Origin of the sequence: Microbacterium sp. Marseille-Q6965, from assembly GCF_946151065.1 — a bacterium.
In the GTDB taxonomy this organism is placed as follows: Bacteria; Actinomycetota; Actinomycetes; order Actinomycetales; family Microbacteriaceae; genus Microbacterium.
Window position 1 is genome coordinate 234,963 of sequence record NZ_CAMGZA010000003.1, and the last position, 23,903, is coordinate 258,865.

The 23,903-nt window shown below is 71.2% G+C and carries 23 protein-coding genes; 19 read left to right on the top strand and 4 right to left on the bottom strand.

All coding sequences use genetic code 11. The features are described 5' to 3' along the window. Positions 1-9 precede the first annotated feature (9 nt). The gene (locus tag N8N77_RS10135) at positions 10-1,155 is read right to left on the bottom strand and encodes an epoxide hydrolase family protein (RefSeq protein ID WP_261166681.1); all 1,146 of its coding nucleotides are present in this window, start codon (positions 1,153-1,155) and stop codon (positions 10-12) included. A 243-nt stretch (positions 1,156-1,398) separates the two neighbouring features. On the opposite strand from N8N77_RS10135, the gene N8N77_RS10140 reads away from it, so the two are divergent. The 10 genes from N8N77_RS10140 to N8N77_RS10185 all read left to right on the top strand — a co-directional run bounded on the left by N8N77_RS10140 (position 1,399) and on the right by N8N77_RS10185 (position 11,940). Continuing rightward, entirely contained in the window at positions 1,399-1,827 is a 429-nt protein-coding gene (locus N8N77_RS10140) for a VOC family protein (RefSeq protein ID WP_261166682.1), read from the top strand. 36 nt (positions 1,828-1,863) lie between these two features. Beyond that, complete coding sequence (locus N8N77_RS10145) at positions 1,864-2,772, top strand: LysR family transcriptional regulator (protein WP_261166684.1); 909 nt, start codon at positions 1,864-1,866, stop codon at positions 2,770-2,772. Between the two features lie 132 nt (positions 2,773-2,904). Beyond that, the gene (locus N8N77_RS10150; protein WP_261166686.1) at positions 2,905-3,972 is read left to right on the top strand and encodes a lactonase family protein; all 1,068 of its coding nucleotides are present in this window, start codon (positions 2,905-2,907) and stop codon (positions 3,970-3,972) included. Positions 3,973-4,082: 110 nt separating this feature from the next. Next, a complete protein-coding gene (locus N8N77_RS10155; RefSeq protein ID WP_261166687.1) occupies positions 4,083-5,060 on the top strand; it encodes a carbohydrate ABC transporter permease in 978 nt (325 codons plus the stop codon). A 1-nt stretch (position 5,061) separates the two neighbouring features. Next, complete coding sequence (locus N8N77_RS10160; protein WP_261166689.1) at positions 5,062-5,937, top strand: carbohydrate ABC transporter permease; 876 nt, start codon at positions 5,062-5,064, stop codon at positions 5,935-5,937. Between the two features lie 36 nt (positions 5,938-5,973). Then, positions 5,974-7,281, top strand: coding sequence for a sugar ABC transporter substrate-binding protein (locus N8N77_RS10165; RefSeq protein ID WP_261166690.1), 1,308 nt, complete (start codon positions 5,974-5,976; stop codon positions 7,279-7,281). Continuing rightward, entirely contained in the window at positions 7,278-8,450 is a 1,173-nt protein-coding gene (locus tag N8N77_RS10170; protein WP_261166691.1) for an enolase C-terminal domain-like protein, read from the top strand. The genes N8N77_RS10165 and N8N77_RS10170 overlap by 4 nt, the downstream gene beginning before the upstream one ends. Further along, the gene (locus N8N77_RS10175) at positions 8,447-9,289 is read left to right on the top strand and encodes an NAD(P)-dependent oxidoreductase (protein WP_261166693.1); all 843 of its coding nucleotides are present in this window, start codon (positions 8,447-8,449) and stop codon (positions 9,287-9,289) included. The genes N8N77_RS10170 and N8N77_RS10175 overlap by 4 nt, the downstream gene beginning before the upstream one ends. Positions 9,290-9,433: 144 nt before the next feature. Beyond that, complete coding sequence (gene kdgD, locus N8N77_RS10180) at positions 9,434-10,366, top strand: 5-dehydro-4-deoxyglucarate dehydratase (protein ID WP_261166694.1); 933 nt, start codon at positions 9,434-9,436, stop codon at positions 10,364-10,366. Beyond that, entirely contained in the window at positions 10,363-11,940 is a 1,578-nt protein-coding gene (locus N8N77_RS10185) for an aldehyde dehydrogenase (NADP(+)) (protein ID WP_261166696.1), read from the top strand. The genes kdgD and N8N77_RS10185 overlap by 4 nt, the downstream gene beginning before the upstream one ends. A 60-nt stretch (positions 11,941-12,000) precedes the next feature. Here the strand turns inward: N8N77_RS10185 and N8N77_RS10190 are convergent, their stop codons facing one another. Further along, the gene (locus N8N77_RS10190; RefSeq protein ID WP_261166697.1) at positions 12,001-12,945 is read right to left on the bottom strand and encodes an SDR family oxidoreductase; all 945 of its coding nucleotides are present in this window, start codon (positions 12,943-12,945) and stop codon (positions 12,001-12,003) included. A 106-nt stretch (positions 12,946-13,051) separates the two neighbouring features. On the opposite strand from N8N77_RS10190, the gene N8N77_RS10195 reads away from it, so the two are divergent. Next, positions 13,052-13,909 carry a helix-turn-helix transcriptional regulator gene (locus N8N77_RS10195; protein ID WP_261166698.1) on the top strand — a complete coding sequence of 286 codons (858 nt, stop codon included), beginning with the start codon at positions 13,052-13,054 and terminating at the stop codon, positions 13,907-13,909. Between the two features lie 77 nt (positions 13,910-13,986). On the opposite strand, the gene N8N77_RS10200 is transcribed toward N8N77_RS10195, so the two are convergent. Both N8N77_RS10200 and N8N77_RS10205 read right to left on the bottom strand, forming a co-directional pair. Beyond that, positions 13,987-14,406: an Hsp20/alpha crystallin family protein gene (locus N8N77_RS10200; protein WP_261166700.1), complete on the bottom strand. Its 420-nt coding sequence runs from the start codon at positions 14,404-14,406 to the stop codon at positions 13,987-13,989. Positions 14,407-14,531: 125 nt separating this feature from the next. Then, positions 14,532-15,677, bottom strand: a complete 1,146-nt coding sequence (locus tag N8N77_RS10205) for a DUF3137 domain-containing protein (RefSeq protein WP_261166701.1) — start codon at positions 15,675-15,677, stop codon at positions 14,532-14,534. Between the two features lie 192 nt (positions 15,678-15,869). Here N8N77_RS10205 and phnD point away from each other — a divergent pair, with 192 nt between their 5' ends. The 8 genes from phnD (at position 15,870) to N8N77_RS10245 (ending at position 23,889) form a co-directional block, all read left to right on the top strand. Then, the gene (gene phnD, locus N8N77_RS10210; RefSeq protein ID WP_261166702.1) at positions 15,870-16,781 is read left to right on the top strand and encodes a phosphate/phosphite/phosphonate ABC transporter substrate-binding protein; all 912 of its coding nucleotides are present in this window, start codon (positions 15,870-15,872) and stop codon (positions 16,779-16,781) included. Positions 16,782-16,786: 5 nt separating this feature from the next. Next, positions 16,787-17,596 (top strand): phosphonate ABC transporter ATP-binding protein, encoded by an 810-nt coding sequence (phnC, locus tag N8N77_RS10215; RefSeq protein WP_261166703.1) that lies wholly within the window; start codon positions 16,787-16,789, stop codon positions 17,594-17,596. Next, positions 17,596-18,477: a phosphonate ABC transporter, permease protein PhnE gene (gene phnE, locus N8N77_RS10220; RefSeq protein ID WP_261166704.1), complete on the top strand. Its 882-nt coding sequence runs from the start codon at positions 17,596-17,598 to the stop codon at positions 18,475-18,477. The genes phnC and phnE overlap by 1 nt, the downstream gene beginning before the upstream one ends. Then, entirely contained in the window at positions 18,474-19,259 is a 786-nt protein-coding gene (locus tag N8N77_RS10225; RefSeq protein ID WP_261166706.1) for a tyrosine-protein phosphatase, read from the top strand. The genes phnE and N8N77_RS10225 overlap by 4 nt, the downstream gene beginning before the upstream one ends. Positions 19,260-19,318: 59 nt before the next feature. Beyond that, the gene (locus tag N8N77_RS10230; RefSeq protein ID WP_261166707.1) at positions 19,319-19,879 is read left to right on the top strand and encodes a TetR/AcrR family transcriptional regulator; all 561 of its coding nucleotides are present in this window, start codon (positions 19,319-19,321) and stop codon (positions 19,877-19,879) included. A 41-nt stretch (positions 19,880-19,920) separates the two neighbouring features. Next, positions 19,921-20,997, top strand: a complete 1,077-nt coding sequence (locus N8N77_RS10235) for a DNA glycosylase AlkZ-like family protein (RefSeq protein ID WP_261166709.1) — start codon at positions 19,921-19,923, stop codon at positions 20,995-20,997. An 88-nt stretch (positions 20,998-21,085) separates the two neighbouring features. Further along, positions 21,086-22,312 carry an acetamidase/formamidase family protein gene (locus tag N8N77_RS10240; protein ID WP_314732524.1) on the top strand — a complete coding sequence of 409 codons (1,227 nt, stop codon included), beginning with the start codon at positions 21,086-21,088 and terminating at the stop codon, positions 22,310-22,312. After that, positions 22,309-23,889, top strand: a complete 1,581-nt coding sequence (locus N8N77_RS10245) for an AtzH-like domain-containing protein (protein ID WP_261166711.1) — start codon at positions 22,309-22,311, stop codon at positions 23,887-23,889. The genes N8N77_RS10240 and N8N77_RS10245 overlap by 4 nt, the downstream gene beginning before the upstream one ends. Positions 23,890-23,903: the final 14 nt, after the last annotated feature.

Here is a 23,903-nt window from a genome sequence, read left to right on the forward strand (position 1 = left end):
CGCGTGCTTTCACGCCAGCAACCCGAGCTCGGTCGCAAAGCCGCGGACACGGTCGGCCATGTCATGCGGAACCTCGGCCGCGGCGAAGTGACCGCCCCGCTCGAGCCGCGCAAAGACGCGCAGGTCGCGGTAGAACCGGTGCGCGAGCGATTCGGGGTAGTCCGCCTCGTGGCGCTGGATGAACACCGCGGCGGGCACGGCGGTCGGCGCCATGGGCGTCTCGACGCTCTCGTGATACGGGCGGAAGGAGGAACCGATCGACTGCGTGACCCAGTAGATCGTGGCCTCGGTGAGGATCCGCTCGCGCGAGAGGAGCTGCTCCACCTCGCGCGGGTCGGCCGGCTTCGCTCCCGGTGGGGACCCGGCGGGAACGTCGCTCCACTCCACGAGCTTCTCGGTGAGCCACGCCAGGAGCCCGGTGGGCGAATCGTTGAGCGCGGCGGCCAGGGTGTCGGGCCGCGTGCCCTGGAGGTGCGCGTAGCCGCTCTCGGCGCCCTGATCGGCCTCGAGCCGGGCGAAGAAGGCGCGCTCCTGCGCGTCGCGCGTCGCCGCCCGCTCCTCGTTCGTGGGGAAGTGCGCGTGCGTCGCGATGATGCCCGCCACGTGATCCGGGTGACGTGACGCGAGCAGATCGCTGACGTTGGCCGAGACGTCCTCCCCGTAGGTGAGGTACCGCCCGTAGCCGAGCACCTCGGTCATGAGGGTGTGCATCGTCGCCGCCATCCGTTCCTCCGTCAGCGGCCCACGCCGGTACGGCGACGAGAACCCGAAGCCGGGAAGGCTCGGCACGACGACGTGGAAGTCCGGCAGCAGGCGCGCGAAGTCGAGCTGCAGGGCGAAGGTATGCGGCCAGCCGTGCATCACGAGCAGGGCCGGGGCGGACGGATCCGACGCGCGCCGGTGCACGAAGTGGAGCTCGGCGTCGTCGATGGTGGCGGTGAACTGCGGGCTCTCGTTCAGCCATTCCTCACGGGCGCGCCAGTCCCACGCCGCCCAGCTCGACACGAGCTCCCGCAGGTACGCCGCCGTCATACCGGAGGCCGGGCGGCGCGGGGAGTCGTCCAGGAGGCGCGCCGCGTCGAGCCGGGCACGCAGGTCGTGGAGGACGGTTTCGGGCACGTCGATGCGGAACGGTCGGGGCGCGGCGCTGGGCATGATGCGACGCTACGGGCCGCCTCCGACATCGCCGTCGCGACCGCAGGCGCGCGAGCCGCGGATTCCGTGCGGAGTGCGGAGCGACGGCGGGCGGCGCCGCAAGCCCCCTGACGAACGGCGCGTGTCGACCTAGGCTCGGCGCACGCAAGGACGATTGGAGCGCGAGATGAACGCATCCCGGGTTCTGGCGACCGGCGGGCGTGCGCCCGGCGTGCGCGCCCGACATCGAGGAGGGGTGTGACCATGCGCACCCTCCACGTGGGCCTGCGGGTGAGCGACCTCGAGCGTTCGCTCGAGTTCTACGCCGCGCTGGGCTACGAGGTGCTGGGGCAGGTGCCGGAGACCGACTTCGGCACCCTCGCGATGCTCAAGCTGCCGGGCGACGAGTTCGTCACCCTCGAGTTCGTGCACAATCCCGCCGGCGGGTCGTTCGAGCCCCGCGGCATCAGCCACATCGTCGTGCAGGTCGACTCGGTGGCCGAGGCGGCGGAGCGTTTGAGCGCTCGCGGCGTGGCGACCGAGGAGCCACGGTGTCTCGACCCGGAGGCCGACTTCTGGACCATGTGGCTCACCGATCCCGACGGGTATCGCATCGAGCTCGTGCAGTGGCCCGCCGGTCATGCGCTGGGGATGACGGCGGCCGACTTCGCGGACGACGACGAGGAGGAGTGAGCGGGGGCGCGTCGCCGCCCGGATAGGCTCGTGCGCATGTTCAGCCTCGAGCAGCTGCGGGGGTTCGTCGCCGTCGCGGAGCACCTGCATTTCGGAAGGGCCGCTCAGGAGCTGCAGATGACACAACCGCCCCTGAGCCGGCAGATCCAGAAGCTCGAGACCGATCTGGGCGCGCAGCTCTTCGATCGCTCCAATCGCTCCGTCGCCCTCACCCCGGTCGGTGAGCTGCTGCTCGATCGCGCCCGACAGCTCCTGGCCCTCGCGGAGCGCTCGCGGGAGGCCGTGCGCAGCGCCGCGCGGGGCGACGAGGGATCGCTGACGGTGGGCTTCACCGCGGCGTCGTCGATCTCTGTTCTCGGACCCCTGCTGGCGCGGTTCCGGGAACACATCCCGCGGATCGAGATCGATCTGCGTGAGCGCGTCACCAATCAGCAGCTCGCGGAGATCGAGCGCGGCGCCATCGACCTCGGCCTCGTCCGGAACGCGCCTCGCCAGGACCCGGCGATGCAGGCGCGCGAGCTGTTCGTGGAGCATCTTGCCGCCGCTCTGCCCGCCGGGCATCCGCTCGCGGACGACGAGGGGCCGATCCGGCTCGACGACCTCGCGGCGCACCCGATGATCGGGTACGCGCGCCCCGACTCCGAGTACTTCGTGCGCAAGACCCAGGCGTTGCTCGGCGCCCGCGACGTCCAGGTCGCCTTCCAGGTCAGCCAGATCCTCAGCCTGCTCGCGCTCGTCGGCATGGGTCTCGGGTTCGGGCTCGTGCCGCGCTCCGCCGAGCACATGCGCGTCGACGGCGTGGTGATCCGCGAGCTCGATCTCGACCCGGGCGATGCGGCTCACGCGCGGGTGTCCATTCACGCGGTGTGGTCGCGCGACTCCCGGAACCCGGCGCTGTGGCGTGCGCTCGAGGCGCTCGGTTCGTCGCCGCTGAACGTGTCGTAGGCACTCGATACCTCCGCGGCATGCCCTGATCGCGATATCGCATTGGAGCGGTCCGGCGAGGCCTCCGTATGCTGACGACGCTCAGGGCAGAGGGTTCTGCAGCGAGGCCGGGCAGGCGGCGAAAGGCGGACGATGGGGTCGGGGCACACGACGGCGACGGTGGCGATCGGCGGGTTCACGGGCGATGGCGGCGAGGCGCCGTCCGGCCTGGCGCTGCATGCGTGGCGGGCGGGGACACCGCAGCTCGAGGCGCTGATCGACATCCCGAATCCCACGTGGTTCGAGTGGGACGCCGTGCGGCGGGTGCTCTTCGTCAGTCAGAGCGCGCTCACCACGGTGACGGCGATCGCCATTCCAGGCGGGCCGGAGTCGGCGCGCGTGCTCGATGTGATCGACATCGGGTGCGTGAACCCCGCCCACCTCGCCCTCGCGCCGGACCGGCGGGCGGTCGTCGTCGCCTGCTTCACCGGCGGGGAGGTGATCGGCATCGAGATCGACGAGGCAGGCCGCTTCGTTGCGGTGCGTTCACGTGTCGCGGTGGCGGGGCTCGCCCCGCAGGCGACGCGGCGCAACGCACTCCAGTCCGACGCGGAGCCGCACCAGGTGGTCTTCGCCCCGGGCGGTGCCTCGTTCGACGTACCCGATCGTGCGCAGGATGTGGTCCACCGGTTCCGATGGCGCGGCGGCGGCTCCTTCGCGCATGACGGCGTGGTGTCGCTGCGGCCCGGAAGCGGGCCCCGTCATCTCGTCCGCCACCCGGCACGGCCGGAGGTGGCATATCTCGTCGGCGAGCTCGACAACACGCTCGCGGTCTTGCGCGACGGGCCGAAGGGGTTCGCCCCACAGCACGTGCAGAGCACGCTGCCGGCCGACGTCTTCGGCGATAGCGCGGCGGCCGCAATCTTCACCACCGACGACGGCGAGCGCGTGTTCGTCTCGAATCGGGGGCACGACAGCCTCGCCGTGTTCGACGCGCGCACCGATCCCCTCCGGCCCCGCCCGGAGGGGTGGATCCCGATCGGCGGCCGCACTCCCCGCTTCTGCGGATATCTGGAACGCATCGGCCGGATCGCGCTCGCCGCGCAGGAGTCGGACGCCGTGGCCTTCGTGGCCGACGTCGACGCCGAGCTGACCGGCGAGGGCGAACGCACGATCGTCGCGCACCGAGCGCCGGCGTGCGTACGGGCCCTCGCCCTCTGAGTGCGATACCCAACGCATATCGCACGATGCACATTCATGTGTTGACGGTATGACCGGCCGGCACTTGGCTGAAACACGACCCAACGACGGGAAACCAGACAAGGCACTCGATGACGAACCTTCTCACGAGGACCATCACGACCTCACGTGACGGTCGACCTCCCCAGACCTCCGACATCCCCGTGCTCGCGCGGCGCTCGAGCGCCGCGCGCTGGCGCAGGGGGGCCACGCCCTGGCTGCTGCTGTCGCCCGTGATCGTCCTCATGATCGCCTTCATCGCCGTGCCGGTCGTGTCGGTGTTCTGGGACAGCCTGTTCCAGCGCAAGCTGAGCGAGCCGTGGAACGACGGCTTCGTCGGGTTGGAGAACTACCGCAGGATGCTCTTCGACGACCCCCTCTTCTGGCCGTCGCTGCGGTTCTCGGCCGTGTGGGTGGTGGCCGAGGTGGGGCTGCAGCTGGTGCTGGGGCTCATCATCGCGCTCGTCGTCAACGAGACGTTCCGCGGTCGCGGCGCCATGCGCGCCATCGTGTTCTCGCCCTGGGCCATCTCGGGGGTGCTCACGACCGCCATCTGGATCCTCGTGTACAACCCCGGCACCGGCGTCTTCCGCTTTCTGGCCGACCTCGGGATCGGCACGGGCACCCAGGCCGTGCTCGTGAACCCCGACACCGTCATCCCCGCGGTCGTCGTCGCCGAGCTGTGGCGCGGCGTGCCGTTCTTCGCCATCATGCTGCTCGCCGAGCTCCAGAGCGCACCCCGCGAGCTCTACGAGGCCGCGGCCGTCGACGGCGCGGGCCGCATCAAGCGCTTCTTCCACGTCACGCTGCCGCACCTCAAGACCGCCATCGTCCTCACGACCCTGCTGCGCGGGGTGTGGGAGTTCAACAACGTCGACCTGCTGCTGACCATGACCAACGGCGGCCCGGCCGACATGACGACGACGCTGCCCCTCTACGTGGCCAAGCTCGCGACCGTCTCGCACGACTTCGGGTACGGATCGGCGCTCACGGTCTTCGGGTTCGTGATCCTGCTCATCGTGTCCCTCGTCTACCTCAAGCTCACCGCGTTCCAGAAGGAGCAGGACTGACATGGCCATCGCCGCCCCCGCGCCCCTTTCCGCCGCGCGACGCAAGCCGGCCGCCGTCCGTCTGCGAGAGAGCCTGAGCTTCCAGGGCCGCATCACGCTGCCGATGGCTCTCTACCTCGTGTTCACGGTGGTGCCGTTCTACTGGATCTTCCTCTTCGCCTTCCGTGAGGCCGGATCGACCGCATGGTTCCCCTGGCCGCTGACCTTTGACAACTTCGTCACGGTCTGGAACGAGGTGGGCTACCGCCACTTCTTCTGGAACAGCATGTGGGTCGGGGTGGCGACCACGGCGGCGACTCTTCTGCTCGCGCTGCCCTCCGGCTACGCGCTGGCGCGCTTCCGGTTCAAGGGCAAGGGCGGGTTCATGCTCGTGCTGCTGTGCACGCAGTTCATCCCGGGCGCGATGATGCTCATTCCGCTGTTCCAGGCCTTCAATGCGCTGGGACTGATCAACAACCTCGCGAGCCTGATCATCGCCGACACCGTCTTCGGCCTGCCGCTCGCGATCATGTTCATGCAGTCGTTCATCTCGAAGGTGCCGTTCGAGCTCGAGGAGGCGGCGATGATCGACGGCTGCAGCCGGTTCCACGCGTTCCGGCTGGCGGTGCTGCCCGTCCTCGGACCGGCGACGATCGCCGTGGGCTCGTTCAGCTTCATCAACGCGTGGAACAACTTCCTCTTCGGGCTCATGTTCATCCACACCCAGGAGCGGTTCACCCTGCCCGTGGGGCTCAGCTTCACGATGGGGGAGTTCGGCGTCGACTTCGGTGTGCTCGCCGCGGGCGGCCTCGTCGCGGCGCTACCCGTCATCGTCATCTTCGCCTTCATTCAGAAGTACCTCGTCCAGGGGCTCGGCGCCGGCGCCGTCAAGGGCTGACGCGCCCGCCGACCCGCACCCAACAAGGAGAAAATCATGCGTATGCGCAAGCCGATCGTGGCGCTCGCGGTGGGCAGTGTCGCCCTGTCGCTGGCTCTGGCCGGATGCAGCGGCGAGTCCGCCGCCTCCGACGGCTCCGTCACCATCACGTTCTGGGATCACAGCGGCAACCCCACGCGGGCCGAGACGTACCGGGAGCTCGCCGCCCAGTACGAGGAGGAGAACCCGGGCGTGACGGTCGACTTCCTCACGCTGCCGAGCGACTCGGCGTTCGACAAGATCCAGACCAGCCTCGCCTCGGGAGACGGCCCCGACATCGCCTCGATGAGCGGCACGTTCGTGGCACCGCTGAGCGCCCAGGGCGCCCTCGTGCCGCTGGACGAGTGGTTCGCCGACTCGCCCCTGGCCGACGAGCTCGATCCGGCACTCGTGGAGGTCTCGCGTGCGGACGCCCGCGACGGCAACCTCTACGCGCTGCCCTACACCATGACCAACGGCATCCTCTGGTACCAGACCGAGAAGTGGGCCGAGGCCGGATACCCCGAGGGCCCGCAGAGCTGGGACGACTTCTACGAGGGCGCCGAGAAGCTCACCGACCCGGGCGCCGGTCAGTACGGCTTCGCCATGCGCGGGGGCGCGGGCGGCGTGTTCCAGTTCATGCAGGCGATGTACGCGGAATCGGGCGTCGACCGGCTCTTCGACGACGAGGGGGTCTCGACGATCGACGACCCGGCGAACCTCGAGGCGTTCGAGCGCTACGTCTCCCTCTACAAGACCGCCACGAGCGAGGCCGATCTGGGGTACGGCTACCCCGACATGATCGCGGCGTTCGGCTCGGGCGCCGCCGCCTCCGTGCAGCACAACCTGGGCTCGTACCCCGAGCACGAGGCCGCCCTGCCCGGCCAGTTCGCCGCGACATCGCTGTTCGAGAGCGCCGACGGTGATCGCGTGGTCATCGCCGATCCGGTGCCGTCCTTCGGCATCTTCGAGCGCAGCGAGCACCCCGAGGAGACGTGGGACTTCCTGGAGTTCATGCTCAGTGCCGAGGCCAACGGGGCCCTGAACGAGACGATCGGGCAGATTCCCGCCAACGTCGAGGCCCGCGACGCGGAGTGGATCTCGGAGCGGCAGTCGGTGAGCACGGCGAGCGCCTGGATCAGCGACGAGAAGGCCGTGATCCTCTCCCCGCCCACCTACCTGCCCGACTACGGCACGATCCTGCGCAACGAGATGGAGCCCCAGCTGCAGAAGGTGCTGCTGGGGGAGCTGGACCCGGCCGATTTCCTCACGCAGTGGGCCGACCGGATGACCGAGGAGCAGCAGGAATACATGGAGCAGCAGTGACCGCCAGGATCGACTCCTTCGAGGTCCGCGTCTTCGAGACCGAGACGCGCTCGACCCGCGACCATCACGGACACCGGCATCCCGGTCCGCTCGCCGCCGCCCACGAAGCGCTCGTGACCGTGCGGGACAGCGAGGGCGCCGAGGGGCACGTCCTCACCCCGGTGCGGAACGTCCGCGAGGACGCCTTCGCCGATCCGCTCCTGCGGGGGCTGGTCGGGCGGCCGGTGATGAGCGTGGAGCAGGTGATGCGCGACGTCGTCATGGCACAACGCGGCAACCCGGTCGACATCGCCGATCGGCGCATCGCCGTCGTGGACGAGCTGCTGTGGGACCTCATCGGTGTGCGGGCAGGCGCGCCGGTGTGGCGGCTGCTGGGCGGTGCCCAGGAGAGGGTGCGGGCCTACGCGAGCACGATGTGCGGAGACGAGATCGAGGGAGGCCTGGCCACTCCGGAGGACTACGCGCGCTTCGCGCGGCAGCTCGTCGAGCAGGGGTATCGCGCGATCAAGCTGCACACCTGGTTCCCGCCCGTGGCGTTCGCGCCGAGCGTGAAGCGCGACATCGAGGCGTGTGCGGCCGTTCGCGAGGCGGTGGGCCCCGATGTCGACCTCATGCTCGACGGGTACCACTGGTACAACCGGCAGGAGGCCCTCACCATCGGCCGCGCCATCGAGGAGCTGGGGTTCCGGTGGTTCGAGGAGCCGATGGAGGAGGTCTCGATCACCGCGTACCGATGGTTGAGCGACCAGCTCGACATCCCCGTGATCGGGCCCGAGACCGCCTCGGGGCGGAACCTCTCACGCGGAGACTGGGCGCACTTCGGTGCCGTCGACATCCTCCGCATCGGCCCGCAGAACGGGGGCGGCATCACCTCGTCGATGAAGGCGCTGCACATGGCCGAGAGCCTCGGCATGACCTGCGAGATCCACGGCAACGGCGCGGCCAGCCTCGCCGTGGTCGCGGCCACCTATGCCTCGCAGTTCTACGAGCGCGGTTTGCTGCATCCGCACTCCGACTACGACTGGCTGCCGCCGCACCTGTCGGGCCAGGTCGACCCGCTGGACGACGACGGCGGGGTGACGCTCCACGAGCGCCCCGGGATCGGCCAGCAGATCGACCTCGACCACATCCGACGCCACACCGTCCGCGCGTACGAGGTGACGGCGTGACGACCGAAGGGGGAGCGACGATGACGGAGCGCGTGGTGCTCATCACCGGGGCGGCCGGGCAGGTCGGCCGCATTCTGATGGACAGGCCGCCGCGTCCCGGGTGGCGCTATGTGCTGCTGGACGTCGTCGCGCCCGAGGGCGCCGACCGGCGCGACGACGCGACCGTCGTCATCGGCAGTGTCACGGACGAGGTCCTCGTCCGCTCGGCCATGGCGGGGGTCACCGATGTCGTGCATCTGGGCGCGCTCAGCGTCGAGGACGAGTGGCAGCGCATCGTGCAGGTGAACATCGACGGCACGCGGATCGTCCTCGACGCGGCCCGCGATGCCGGCGTCGGTCGATTCGTCTTCGCGTCGAGCAACCATGCCATGGGCTTCTACACACCGGCCGACGCCCCCGCCGGCGGTCTGCCCGATGACGCCCCGGCCCGCGCCGACACCTACTACGGCTGGAGCAAGGTGGCCGGGGAGGAGCTGCTGCGCCTGTACTGCGAGCGGTACGGCATGAGGGGGGTGGCCGTGCGCATCGGACACTGCTTCCCCGAGCCGCTCACGGGCTCGCGCCTGGCCGTCTGGCTCTCGCCCGCCGATGCGCGCGCGCTCGTCGACGCCGCCCTCGAGAACGACATCGACGCCTTCCAGATCGTCTGGGGCGCGTCGGCGAACACGCGCAGCTGGCTCTCGCGCGAGGGCGGGCGCCGCATCGGCTTCATCGCCCGCGACGACTCCGAGCGGTTCGCGGACCGCTTCCCACCGGAGCAGACGCGGGTGGACCCGACGACACCGCTCGGCGCCCACTTCACCGGGGTGCCGCTCGGCGAGCCGATGCGCACGCGCTGACCGCGCGCTTTCCACGGGCTTGCGCTCCCGCGGCGATGCTCAGAGCGCATCGAAACATATCTATTTGGAGCTGGACAGGTATTGGTGCGCGGTGTGGGCTGAAGACATCAGGCGCTCCGATACGAACGCAGAGAGGCGACGAAAGTGACGAACACGCAGGGCCGGGAACTGGCCGCGCAACTGGGGAGCGGGCTGCTGTCGTTTCCCGTGACGACGTTCGACGAGAGCGGTGATGTCGACCCGGCGCGCTACCGCGAGCACCTCGAGTGGCAGTCGAGTTTCGAGGTGGCCGGCCTGTTCGCGGCGGGTGGCACGGGGGAGTTCTTCTCGCTCACGCTCGAGGAGGTGCGCCAGGTGGTGGGGCTCGCGGTGGCGAGCGCGGCACCCGGTGTGCCGATCCTCGCCCCCGCGGGCGGCGCGACGCGCAACGCGATGCAGTACGTGCGCATCGCGGAGGAGGCGGGCGCGGCCGGCATCCTGCTGTTCCCGCCGTACCTCACCGAGGTGAGCGAGGACGGGCTCTTCGAGCACGTCAGCGCGATCGCGGCCAGCACGGTGCTGCCGATCATCGTCTACGGTCGCGCCAACGGCGTGCCGACGCCGCGGACGGTGGTGCGCCTGGCGGAGAGCTGCCCCAATGTCATCGGATACAAGGACGGCCTCGGCGACCTCGAGCTGATGGCGAAGATCGTCTCGGCCGTGGGTGACCGCCTGCTCTACGTGGGCGGGCTGCCGACGGCCGAGACCTTCGCGCTCCCGTACCTCGAGCTGGGGGTCACCACCTACTCGTCGGCGATGTTCAACTTCGTGCCCGACTTCGCTCTCGGGTTCTATGCCGACGTGCGGGCCCGCGATCACGCCGAGGTCCGGCGCAAGCTGAACGAGTTCGTGCTGCCGTACATCGACATCCGCGACCGCGGGAAGGGGTACGCGGTGTCGATCGTCAAGGCGGGGGTGGACGCGGTGGGACGCTACGGCGGACCGGTGCGGCCGCCGCTGAGCGACCTGACCGCTGCCGAGCGGGCCGAGCTGTCGGAGCTCGTCGCGAGCGTGGCGCTGCCGGAGGCGGTGGCATGAGCGCGGCGCAGACCGTGATCACCGGGGAGCTTCTCATCGACGGGGCGTGGCGAGCGGGCACGGCCGGCGCGATGCGCGCCTTCGATCCCGTGCGCGGGGAAGAGGTGGGACCGGCGTTCGGGATGGCCACGATCGACGACGCGCGCGACGCGGCGCGGGCGGCCGCCGCGGCCTTCCCTGCATTCCGTGCCCTGGAGCCCGCGGCCCGCGCCGCGTTCCTGCGGTCGATCGCGGACGGCCTGGATGAGGCCCGCGACGCCCTCGTGGAGCGCGCGCTCGTCGAGACCGGGCTGCCGGAGGCGCGCCTGGTGGGGGAGGTCGCGCGCACCAGCGGCCAGATGAGGTTGTTCGCCGATGTCCTCGACCGCGGCACGGCGGAAGGAATCCGCATCGATCCCGCGCTCCCGGATCGCGCACCCGCGCCCCGGCTCGACATCCGTCAGCGGAAGGTTCCGCTGGGCCCCGTCGTCGTCTTCGGCGCGAGCAACTTCCCCTTCGCGTTCAGCAACGGCGGCGGGGACACGGCAGCCGCGCTCGCCGCCGGGTGCCCCGTGATCGTGAAGGCCCACCAGGCCCACCCGGGCGTGGCGGAGCTCGTCTCGCGGGTCATCGAGAGGGCGATGCGCGAGCACGGCCTTCCCGGCGGCGTCTACCAGTCGCTGCTCGGTTCGGGACGGGACGTGGGCACCGCCCTGGTGAAGGACGCGAGGGTGAAGGCCGTGGGCTTCACCGGCTCGCGGTCCGGCGGGCTGGCGCTCGTCCGCGCGGCGCAGGACCGGCCGGAGCCGATCCCCGTGTACGCCGAGATGAGCAGCATCAATCCCGTCTTCGTTCTTCCCTCGGCCGCGGACGGGACGCTCGGCGAGGGCTTCGTCGGCTCGCTCACCCTCGGCGCCGGCCAGTTCTGCACCAACCCGGGCCTCGTCTTCGTGCCACGCGACCCGGCGGGCGACGCGTTCGTCGATGCGGCCGTGGCGGCGGTCCGCCGGGCCGTGGGGCAGCCGATGCTGACCCGCGGCATCCACGACGCGTTCCAGTCCGGCTGCCAGCGGCTCGCCACCGTCGCGACCGAGATCGCACGCGGCACGCGCGGTCCGGGGCCCTGCGCCCCGGCCCCGCGCCTCTTCGAGGCGCATCTCGAGCAGTTCCTGGCGCGCCCCGAGCTGTCGGAGGAGGTATTCGGGGCCGCGGCCCTGCTCGTGCGCTACGACGACGCGGAGCGGCTGCCGGAGGTGGCGAGCCGTCTGGAGGGACAGCTCACCGCGACGATCCATGTCGATCCCGAGGCGGAGGATGCGGCGGTGGCGGCGCGGCTCGCGACCGAGCTCGAGCTGCGGGTCGGCCGGATCCTCGTGGGCGGGTGGCCGACCGGCGTCGAGGTCGGCCACGCGATGGTGCACGGCGGACCGTTCCCGTCGACGTCGGACGGCCGCAGCACCTCGGTGGGCTCGCTGGCGATCGAGCGCTTCCTGCGCCCCGTCGCCTACCAGTCCTTCCCGGCGGCGCTCCTTCCCCGGTCCCTCCGCGACGGCACCGCGCTGCCGCGGCTCGTCGACGGGCAGCCGCTCGTGTAGCCGACCGCGCGGCGACACCACCCGCCCGCGGCGCGTCTCGCCGCCAGGGGGGAGGGGGGATCAGTCGCCCGGGTACGCGACGCCCGTGAGCTCCTCTGACAGCCGCCACAATCGGGCGGCGTCGCCCGCGCGCCGGAGCGGCCGGTAGGGCGCCTGCTCGGCCGGCGCACCTCCGAGGTGGCCGGGGCCGCTCGGCCCGTACAGCCGGCCCGGCCGCGCGTCGGGAGAGGTCGCGGCGTGCAGTGCCGGCAGCGCGGCGGTCTCCGGCGTGCCGGCCAGCAGCCCGCGCGCGGACGCCCAGCGGATCATCCGCACCCCTGCCGTGTCATCGGATCGACCGAGTTCGGGGCGGGCGGAGAGCAGGCTGGTCGGGGCCACGCCGGGGTGTGAGAGGTTGCTCGTGATCCCCCAGCCCAGCGCCTCGCTGCGGCGCTGCAGCTCGAGGCCGAAGTGACCGACGGCGATCTTCGACTGGCGATAGGCGCGCATGCCGTTGTACCCGCGGGCCCAGGCGGGGTCGTCCCAGTTGATGCCGCCGCGTGCCGCCGCGATGCTCAATTGCGACGTCACGCGGGCGCGCCCGGCGCGCAGGAGCGGCAGCAGCTGCGCCACGAGCGCGAAGTGGCCGAGGTGATTCGTCCCGAACTGCAGCTCGAACCCGTCGGCCGTCGTCTGCCGCGTCGGCGGCGTCATGACGCCCGCGTTGTTGATGAGGACGTGGATCGGGCGACCATCGGCGCGCAGACGCTCGCCGAGCGCGGCGACGGAGTCGAGCGACGACAGGTCCAGCGGCAGCAGCTCGACCTCGGCGCCGGGCACGGCCCGGCGGATGCTGCCGGCCGCCGCCTCCCCCTTGCGCGGATTGCGCACGGGCAGCGCGAGGCGCGCGCCGGCCCGGGCGAGGCGGGTGGCGATGCGCAGCCCGATGCCGTCGCTTCCCCCCGTCACGACGGCTCGGCGGCCGTCGAGCGGCGGGATGGTGATATCGATGTTCCTGCGCGGCATGTGGGTTCTCCTTCGTGTCGCGTCTCACTCTGCGGTCATCGCCGCACCGCATCCAGGACACGGCAGGTCGTGGATCACGCGACGCACGGGTGCGAGGATCGGTCCGATGACGGGAGGCGCGGTGGCGATCGACAGGAGCGGCCTGGGAGAGTTCCTCCGCCGGCGACGCGGCGTGCTGCAGCCGGAGGACGTGGGTCTTCCGCGCGGGCAGCGCCGCCGAACCGAGGGTCTGCGCCGGGAGGAGGTGGCGGCGCTGTGCCACATGTCCTCCGACTACTACGCGCGGCTCGAGCGTGGTGACGGGCCGCTTCCGTCCGAGCAGATGCTCGCCTCGATCGCGCAGGGGCTGCACCTGACGGTCGACGAGCGCGATCACCTGTTCCGTCTCGCCGGCCACCCGCCGCCGGCGCGCGGTGCCGAGAGCGAGCACGTCTCACCCGGCCTGCTGCGCGTGCTGGATCGCCTGCACGACACGCCCGCCGAGATCGTGACCGAGCTCGGCGAGACGCTCCGCCAGACGCCGCTCGGCGTCGCCCTCACGGGCGACCTCACGGCGCTCGCCGGGCCGGAGCGCAGCATCGGTTTCCGCTGGTTCTCCGATCCCCGCGTCCGCAGCCTGTACCCCGAGGAGGACCACGGCTTCCTCTCGCGGCTGTGGGCCTCGGGCCTTCGCGAGGTCGTCTCGCGGCGTGGCCCACGCTCGCGAGCGGCGCGCATGGCCGAGCTGCTGCTCGAGCGCAGCGCCGAGTTCCGTGAGGTGTGGGCGCGGCATGAGGTGGGCCTGCGGCCGGCCGAGACGAAGCGATTCGTCCATCCCGAGGTCGGGCTGCTCGAGCTGTCGTGCCAGAACCTCGTCGATCCGTCGCAGTCGCACTCGCTGCTCGTCTACACCGCGGTGCCCGGCAGTGAGAGCCACGCGAAGCTCGCGCTGCTGTCGGCGCTCGCGCCGCGTGCCGCCTCCTGACGGGGTCGCGTCGCACGCGGAGGAGGGGCGGCACCTGCGGGGTGCCGCCCCTCCTCATCGGGCCTGCGCGATGCGGCTCACGCCGCGATCGCCGGGGCGTCGCTGCCGCGCTGGATCTCGATCTTGCGGGGCTTGGCCTTCTCGCTGATCGGGATGAGCACGCTGAGCACACCGTTCTCGTAGCGGGCCGAGATCGCCTCGGTGTCGATGCCCTGACCGAGGTTCAACTGGCGCAGGAAGCTGCCGGAGGCGCGCTCGCGCGTGATCCACGAGACGCCCTCGTTGCTGCGCACCGTGCGCTCGGCGCGGATGGTGAGGACCTGGCCGTCGACATCGATGTCCACGCTGCCGGGATCGATCCCCGGCAGGTCGGCGCTGAGAACGTAATGGTCGCCGTCGCGGTACAGGTCCATCGGCATCAGCCGCGGACCCTGCCGGTCGAGCATCTGCTGGGCGACGCGGTCCAGCTCGCGGAACGGATCGAAGAACATCGCCATCGTGATCGTCCTCCTTCTGTCTGGCGCTGTTCACCTCACAGAATCGAGTCGGATCGACTCATTTCGATTATTAGCACTCTCGGGGTGAGAGTGCTAACTTCTCAGCGACTTCGAAGCTGCATCGCTCAGGGCAGCAGGAACCTCAGCACGTTCGCCGCGATCCACGTGACCGCGAGGATCACGGCCGCCACGCTGGCCCAGGTCCAACCCTTCCTGAGCCGCCGACCCTGCGCCGCCACGCCCGGTGCCGGCGCCGGCGGCGGCGGTGCGTGAGCGGCGTCCTCGCGGAACGGCAGCGCGCCGGGAGTCGCCGGCAGGGCCGACGGCGCGACCTCGCGTGCCAGCCGCTCGTCGCGCCAGCGACCCCACTGCGCGAGCTTGTCCATGAGCGCCGCCACCACCGAGAACAGCCAGGCCCACGTCGCCGGGTCGAGGGTCGACGCGCCGCGGCGCATGTACAGGAACAGCCAGTCATCCACGATCTCGACGTCGAGCTGCCCGGCGTGGTCGATGAACCGGGCCATGATGTCGGGCGTGAACAGGTACAGCGCGTCGCGCTCATAGCCCTGCGGGCAGTACAGCGCGAAGTGCCGATCGAAGTCGCCCTCCAGGCTCAGGCGCTGATCCCTGTCGAACGCCGTCGGCAGGTTCGAGCCGAACAGGCTGTTATTGCCGAGTGCGTCGAGGACGATGTGAGGCAGCGGTGCGTCGAGATGGATCGCCACATACCCCCAGTTGTGGATCCGGCGGTTCTTTCCGGAGCCGGTGGTGTACCGGTAGTTGCCGAACTCGACGAATCGCGGCCGCGTGCCGCGCACCCGGTCGCTCGCGATTCGGCCGCTGCCGCGGTTGAAGATGAGCCCGGGCAGCCGCGGGTCGGCCATCCGCGGCACATACTCCATGCCGTTCGCACGCGCGAAGTGGTCGAGGCGGTAGCCGCTGTGGCGCCCACCGCGCACGGCGCGCACCGCCACCGCACCGATGAGCGTCGGCACCGCGAGGAACAGGATCGGCACGATCAGCAGCGGCAGATCGTCGATGCCCGCCCGGGCGAGGATCGGGGGAAGCAGCGCGACCCCCACCAGTGCGAACACGACGCAGAGGGCGATCATGAACCCCAGCACCCAGCCCTGCGCGGCGCCGGGGTCCGGCGTGCCGCGGGCCTTCATCTGCTGGCGCCACGAGCGCAGCGCCTCGGGGTCGATGGGCGAGGTCAGGGGTCGCGCATCGAACGCGTAAACGGAGTGCGGGGCGCGGCTCGGTTGGCTCACCCTGCCACGGTACGACGGCCGGACCCCGCGCCGCGGCAACGGGTTACGGGACCGCGGGTCCCGTAACCCCGCGTTCACGAAGCCGTCGATTCCCGTATCGGCAGTCTCGTAATTGCCGGACACCTTCGGCGCGCACTGTGGAGCCGAGCCCCGGCCCCACCCGAGCGGGCACCCCCTTCCGAAAGGCACCTCATGCGACTCCGTACTCCGCTCGTTCTCGGCGCGCTCGCCGCGGGCTCGGCCGTGCTCCTCGCGGGCTGCTCCGCCGCCTCGGCCGACGAGGCCCCCGACACCATCCGGATGGCCACCCTGCCTCTCGGCGACGACCCCAACGCCGTCACCCCGGTCGACGCCCTGCAGGACCTTCTCTCCGAGGAGACCGGCATGGAGGTCGAGATCACCGACGTGCCCAGCTACTCGGCGGCGATCGAGGCCGTTCGGGCCGGACACTCCGACATCGTCATGATGAGCGGGTTCCCGTCGGCGCTCGCCGTGAACACCGGCGAGGTCGACTCGTTGGTGGCATGGCCGGGCACCGATGAGCCGGTCTCGACCTGTCTCGTGCTCGACGACTCGCCGCTGCAGTCGCTCCAGGACATCACGCCCGACACGGTCGTCGCGTTCGCCGACCCGGCGTCCAGCTCGGGCTACTTCATGCCGGTCCACATGCTCGACGCCGCGGGCTTGACGAAGGACGAGGACTACACGGCCCTCATGTCGGGCGGTCACGACCGCAGCTTCATCGCGCTGCAGCAGGGCCAGGCGGACGTCGCCTGCACGTCGACGATCTTCCCGGCCATGGCCGGTCAGGGTTCGCCGCTGTTCCCGTTCGAGCAGGGCGAGACGCGCTCCCTGGGTGAGAGCATCTCGATGCCCATCGCCATCAGCGTGCTCGGCAGCCAGCACATGACGGACGAGAAGCGCGAGGCGCTGCTCACGGCGATTCCGGCGGTGTGGAACACCGACAACGCCGACGAGCTCGGCCTCTATGTCGAAGGCATCCCCGAGGGTGTCGAGCCGATCCTCGAGCCGGAGAAGGATCTCTTCCAGCCCTTCGTCGACATCGCAGCCGTCGCGGGCGTCGACATCTCGGACCTGGAGTGAGCGCGGTGTCGGCACCCCTCGCCACCCCCACCAACGCCGAGATGCGCGCCCGCATCCCCCTCGTCACGGTGCGCGACCTGCGGGTGCGGTACGCGTCCGACGCCCCCTTCGTGCTGGACGGCGTGGACCTCGACCTGCACCCCGGCGAGATGGTCGCGCTGCTCGGGGCGTCGGGCTCGGGCAAATCCACCCTCATGAGGGCGCTGACGGGGTTCGCCCCCGTCAGCGCCGGCACGGCGAGGGTCGGCGGCTTCGATCTGACGAACCTCCGTCGCGGCCAGCTGCGCGAGCTGCGCTCGAACGTGGGGCAGGTCTTCCAGCAGTTCAACCTCATCGGCCGGCTGTCGGTGCTCACGAACGTGCTCACCGGCTCGCTGTACTCCGCCGGCCCCGTCAACATGCTCGGCACGTTCCGCCGCGCCGACCGCACGCGCGCGCTGGATCTGCTGGATCGTGTCGGTATCGGTCACAAGGCGAACGAGGAGGCCCGGTCGCTCTCGGGCGGGCAGCAGCAGCGCGTCGCGATCGCCCGCGCTCTGATGCAGAACCCGAAGCTGATCCTCGCCGACGAACCGGTCGCTTCCCTCGACCCCAAGATGAGCCGCACGGTGCTGGAGCTGCTGCGGTCGATCGCCCACGAGGAGGGCATCCCGGTGCTGGTCAGCCTGCACGTGCTGCCGCTCGCGCTCGCGCACTCCGACCGGATCGTCGGCCTGCGTCACGGCGAGATGGTCGTGCAGGGCGCCACCTCTCAGCTCGACGCGCACAAGCTCGCCGCCGTGTACGACATCGACGACGAGGAGGACGAGGACTGATGTCGACGATCAACCCGGCCGACGCCGCGCAGGCCGCCGCGTCGGCCCCGCGCCCGCCCCGCCGCAAGGGGGGCGAGCCCACGACGCTTGCCCCGAAGGATCGTGAGCGCCTGGAGCGGGCGTTCCGCATCCCGCGGGCGCGCTTCCTCATCGGTGCGGTCATCGCCGTCGCGATCGTGCTGTGGTCGGCCGACGGCGCGCAGTTCAACTTCCTCAAGCTCGGCGAGGGCGCCGCGAACATGGGCGAGTTTTTGCTGCGCCTGTTCCCGCCCGACTTCTCGCAGTTCGGCCGGATCGTGGCGCTGCTCGTCGAGACCCTGCAGATGGCGATCGTCGGCACCGTGCTCGGTACCGTGCTCTCGCTCATCGTCGCGTTCGGCGCGGCGAGCAACATCGCGCCGCGGTGGCTCTACTACGTGTGCCGCTGGGTGATGAACATCATCCGCGCGCTGCCCGACCTGGTCATCGCGCTGATGTTCGTCTCGGCCGTCGGTCTCGGCCCGTTCGCGGGCATCCTCGCCATGACCGTGGGGTCCATCGGATCGATCGGGAAGGTGTTCGCGGAGGCGATGGAAGCGGTCGATCGCGGGCCCATCACCGCGATGGAGTCGGTCGGGGCCTCGAGGCGCCAGATCGTGCAGTACGGCATCCTGCCCCAGGCGCTGCCGATGCTCACCAGCTACACGCTGTTGCTTTTCGAGGGCAACGTGCGTGGCGCGACGATCCTCGGCCTCGTCGGCGCCGGGGGCATCGGCCTGGAGCTCACGACCGCCATGAACATGTACAACTACGGCCACCTGTCTGCCATGGTGATCTGCATCATCCTGCTCGTCACCGTCATCGACCAGGCCTCGGCCATCATCCGGAGGAAGATCACATGACCACCGCAGACATCCCCGCCATCGACGAGCTCGTCCGCAGCGCGCCCGTCAATCTGCGCGACATGGGCGGCATCCGGGTGGCCGGTGGCGAGATCCGCCAGGGCTTCGCGATCCGCGCCGACGACCTGTCTCTCATCACCGACGAGGTCGCGTCCGAGCTGGTCGAGGCGGGGCTCACCTCCGTGATCGATCTGCGCTCCAACCTGGAGACGCGCATCACCGGCCGGGGCCCGCTCGCGGATCACGCGGTGACCTACCACCACGTGTCGCTCATGCCCGACATCCGTCGCGGCATCACCCGCGAGGACCTGGTGTCGCGGGACTACCGCGGCACCTACGCGCCGATGTATGTGGCGCTGTTCGAGAACGCCGCGCCCCTCATCGTCAACGCCCTCGCCGTCATGGCGACGGCGCCGGGAACCGTCGCGTTCCACTGCGCCGCGGGCAAGGACCGCACGGGGGTGCTCGCGGCCTCGCTGTTGCTCGCGCTCGATGCCACCGACGACGAGATCGTGGCCGACTACGGCAGGACGGGCCCGAACGTGCCCGCCATCCTTCAGCGCACCCGCGCGGTGGTCGGCCCGATGATGCGGGCGCTGGGCGTCGAGATCGACGCCGCCGCCCTGGCCGCGGGGGAGCAGGACTTCCACGAGGACGCCATGCGCCGCACCCTCGACGCCCTGCGGGAGCGCCACGACGGCGACGCGCTCGCCCCCGTGCGCCGCGCGGGACTGAACGAGGCCCTCATCGACATGCTGCGTCAGCGGGCGCTCGCCGCGTGAGCGCGGAGGCACCGCCGGTCGGGATTCCGCCGCGCCGGCGCGGTCCCGGGCGCCCGCGCGTGGAGGAGCACGACGAGCGCATCCTGCGCGCGGCCCTGGAGCTGATCGACTCCGGCCGCGAGGTGACGGTGAACGCCGTCGTCGCCGCCAGTGGCGTCTCGCGGGCCGCGCTCTACCGCCGCTGGGGGAGCGTGACCGACCTCGTCGCAGCGGCGCTGGACCACGGGCGCAACAACGCGATCGAGATCCCGACCGAGGGCGATCTCAGGCAGAACATCATCGACGCGTACTTCACGCGCGGACGCGAGTCGCTCGGGGCCGACTATCCCGACCGTCGCTTCCGCCTGCGTATGCGCCTCGTGATGGCCGACCGCGATCTGCAGCGCACGTACTGGCGCTCGCACGTGAATCGGCGCCGGGCCAGCATCGAACGCGCGTTGCAGGCCGGAATCGAGCGGGGCATCCTGCGGCAGGACCTCGACGTCGACGCGAGCATCGACCTCATCAACGGCGTCTTCTACTACCAGGGCTTCGTGCGAGGCGTTTCGATGGGCGACCCCGAGGCGCTCGCCCGCTGCCGCGCCGCGTTCGAGACGGCCTGGCGCGGCATGCTGGCCTGAGGGGTCTTCTGCGCTGCGCCCGCGGATGGAAGCATCGGGGCATGCTGACGCTGAGCAGACAGGAGGCGCGGCGCATCGCCGTGCGCGCGCAGTTCCTCGACGCCTACCGGCCGCAGTCGCTGCTCGAGGTGCTCGACCAACTCACGGGCGTGCAGATCGATCCGACCACCGCGATCGCCCGCAGCCAGGAGCTGGTGCTGTGGTCGCGCCTGCATGACGCGTTCACGCCCTCCGACCTGACGCACGCGTTGGAGGTGGAGCGCACGGTCGCCGAGCACGTCACGCTGATCCGCCCGATGGCCGACATGGGGGTCGTCCTGGCGGTGGCGGACGAGTGGATCCACCCCTCCACGCACGCGTGGGTGATGGCGAACGCCCACTTCCGCGATCGGATCCTGGAGCGCCTGCGGGCCGAGGGACCGCAGACCACCGCGACGCTGCCGAACGACCCCGAGGTGCCGTACGCGTCCACCGGGTGGGACGACGAGCGCAACGCGGGTCGCATGCTCGAGGTGCTGTGTCTGCGCGGCGAGGTGGCGGTGTCGGGCCGGGAGGGCCGCCGGCGGCTGTGGGACCTCGCCGAGCGCGTGTACCCCGCCGACCTGCACGCCCCGCCACCGGAGGAGGCCCGGGCGATTCGCGACGACCGTCGGCTGCTGTCCCTCGGGATCGCGCGCGAGAAGCCGCTGCGCTCGCCGGCGGAACCCTCGCCGCTCGGACCGATCGGCGAGGAGGCCGTCGTCGAGGGAGTGGAGGGCACGTGGCGCGTGCATCCCGACGTGCTCGCGACGGAGTGGGCGGGCGACCGGGTGGCCCTGCTGTCGCCGTTCGACCGGATGGTCTACGACCGCGACCGCGCGCTCGACCTGTTCGACTTCGAGTACGTGCTCGAGATGTACAAGCCGGCCGCCCAGCGCCGGTGGGGCTACTTCGCCCTGCCGATCCTGTGCGGGGACCGTCTCATCGGCAAGCTCGACGCCAGGGCCGACCGTAAGAAGGGGGTGCTCACCGTCAACGCGATCCACGAGGACATCCCGTTCTCGCCCGCCGATGCCGACGCGGTCGACGCCGAACTCGAGGACCTGGCCGGTTGGCTGGGACTCGAGCTGCGGCGCTGAAGCGGTCGCGAGAGCGCGCAGCTTGGGCCTGCGCGCGCCATGGCAGAGCCGAAACGGGCAGGTAATACGAGCGCCCTACAGTGACGGCATGCTCGACAACGCCACGCCCGGTCACCACGCGGAGGCGTTGCCCCTCAACCGCTACGGCACCGGACCGACGCCGCAGTTCGCTCCGGTGCCGATTCTCCAGCCCGGGGTGTTTCCCCCGCACGACGCACTGCCCGAGATGCCGTACGTGCCCGTCACGCCGGAGACGGTGCTGTGGGGTCGGCTGCCGAGCCGGCGGGATGCTCCGGTCGTCACGATCGCTTCGGGCGACACGATCATCGTCGACACCCTCAGCCATGAGGGCCTCCTTCCCGATCAGGGGCAGGATCCGGCGGCGTTCTTCGCGCAGCACGGCGTGCCGCGCGACGCGGTGTTGCGCGACGCGATCGCGGTCGCCGCATCCACGCCGCGCGACGCGGTGCACGACGGCCCGCACGTCATCACGGGCCCGATCCGCGTCGAGGGCGCCCGCCCCGGCGACCTGCTGCGCATCGCCATCGAGCGCCTCGAACCGCGCGTGCCGTACGGCGTCATCAGCAACCGACACGGGAGGGGCGCACTGCCGGCCGAGCTTCCGCGATCCGGGCGGACGGTCAGCGTCTTCACCCCCGTCGAGGAGCGCGCCGGGGCCCTCCGCGGTGTGCTGCCGAGGGTCGAGGGCGCGCAGCGCGAGGTGGCCTTCCCGCTCGCTCCGTTCCTCGGCGCGATCGGGGTGGCGCCCGACAGCGACGAGCGCCCGCATTCGGTGCCGCCGTCCGAGTTCGGCGGCAACATCGACATCAAGCTCCTCGTCGAAGGGACGGCCATCTACCTGCCCGTCCAGGTCGACGGAGCGCTCGCCTATGTCGGAGATCCGCACTTCGCGCAGGGCGACGGGGAGGTGGCGCTGACGGCCGTGGAGGCCTCGCTGCGCGCCACACTGCGGTTCGACGTCGTGCCGGCGGCGCGTGCACACGCCGAGTTCGGCCGGGTGAAGGGGCCGCTCGTGGAGACCGACGAGTATCTCGTGCCCACGGGCCTCGACCCCGACCTGAACGAGGCGATGCGCAAGGCGACCCGGGCCGCGCTGGATCTCCTCCGCGCGCGCTGGGGGATGGCGGAGCACCTCGCGTACGCCTATCTCTCGGCCGCCGTGGACTTCGACATCTCGCAGGTGGTCGACGGGACGTGCGGCGTGCATGCCCGCATCCGCACCTCCGATCTCTCCGATTCCGTCTTCGCCGCGCGCCCCGCTCGCGGCCCCGGGGCGGGCGGGAGCCGGCGATGACGGACCAGGAGCGCGGGCCGTACGCCGGGGTGCAGGGCGCTGGTGGCGTGCCCGAGGACCTGCTCGCCGCGCTATCGGCATATGAGCGCGCGATCCTCACCAACGAGCTCGACGAACTCGACCGCTGGTTCCTCGATTCCCCGAGCACGCTGCGCGCCGACCATGCGGGTCTGCTCCTCGGTCACGACGAGATCAGCGCTTTCCGTGGGCTTCGGGGTGGCGTGCCCGCTCGGGTCATCGAGCGGCTCGAGTACCGCCGCCTCGGCGCGGAGGCCGCGCTCGTCGTCTCGGTCTCACGGTTCGCGGCCGGGGGCCACGGGGTGCAGACCCAGCTGTGGCAGCTCACCGAGATCGGCTGGCGTATCGCCGCCGCCCACGTCTCGAGCCGTCCCCAGAGCTTCGACCGGTCGATCTGGCGGGCGGTCGGTGCCCCGCTCGTCCACGCCGACGACCCGAAAGGTCCCCTGGGGGGCCTCACCGTGGCCGTGAAGGACCTCTTCGCGATCGAGGGGTTCCGCATCGGCGCGGGCAATCCGGCCTACCTCGACAGCGCCGCACCACAGACCGCGACCGCAACGGCGGTGGCCGACCTGCTGCAAGGGGGAGCGGCGGTCCGCGGCATCTCTCAGACCGACGAGTTCGCCTATTCGATCGCCGGTGACAACCCCCACTACGGCACCCCGCCGAACGACGCGCTGCCGGGAGCCCTTCCGGGGGGATCCTCCTCGGGTCCGGCCAGTGCCGTCGCGATGGGTCAGGCCGACATCGGGTTGGCGACGGACACCGCCGGGTCGGTGCGGGTACCTGCCTCCTATCAGGGGCTGTGGGGACTGCGCACGACCCACGGCCTCGTGCCTCGCGACGGACTGCTTCCGCTCGCGCCGACCTTCGACACGGTGGGGTGGATCACGCGCGATGGGCACACCCTGCAACGGGTGGCCGACTGGTGCCTGCCCCCAAGCGATGCGGGCGCCGCGGACCACCCGCTGCCCTGGCGGATCCGGGTGCCGCTCGAGATGCGGGAGGCCGCCGCGCCGCAGACGCGAGCGGCATTCGACGCGTTCCTCACCCGCCTCGACGCACCGATCGAGCAGGTGAGCATCGGTGACCTGGCGTCCTATCAGCAGCCGTTCCGGGTGGTGCAGGCCGCCGAGGCGTGGCGCAGCAACGGCGAATGGGTTCGTGCCCATCCGGGCGCGCTCGGGCCCGCGGTGGAGGCGCGGTTCCGCGAGGCGGCCCGCGTCACGCCCGAGGAGGAGAACGCGGCGCGGGCGGCGCTCGAACCGCTCAGGGCCCGCATGCAGGCGCTCGTCGCCGACGCTCAGCTCCTCTTTCCCACGGTCCCCGGCCACGCGCCGTCGCGCGATGCGGACGGGGCGGCCGTCGATGCCGTGCGCACCGCGACGCTGCGGATGACGACGCCGGCCGCCGTCGCCGGGCTCCCGGCGCTCTCGTTCCCCGTTCTCCGGGTGCCGCTCGCGCAGCGTTCCGCGCCCGTGGGCGTCTGCGTCGTGGCCCGCCGCGGATGCGACGCCCAGCTCGTGGGTCACGCGCGGCGCCTGTCCTCCCTCGCGTAAGCGCGATCGAGCGC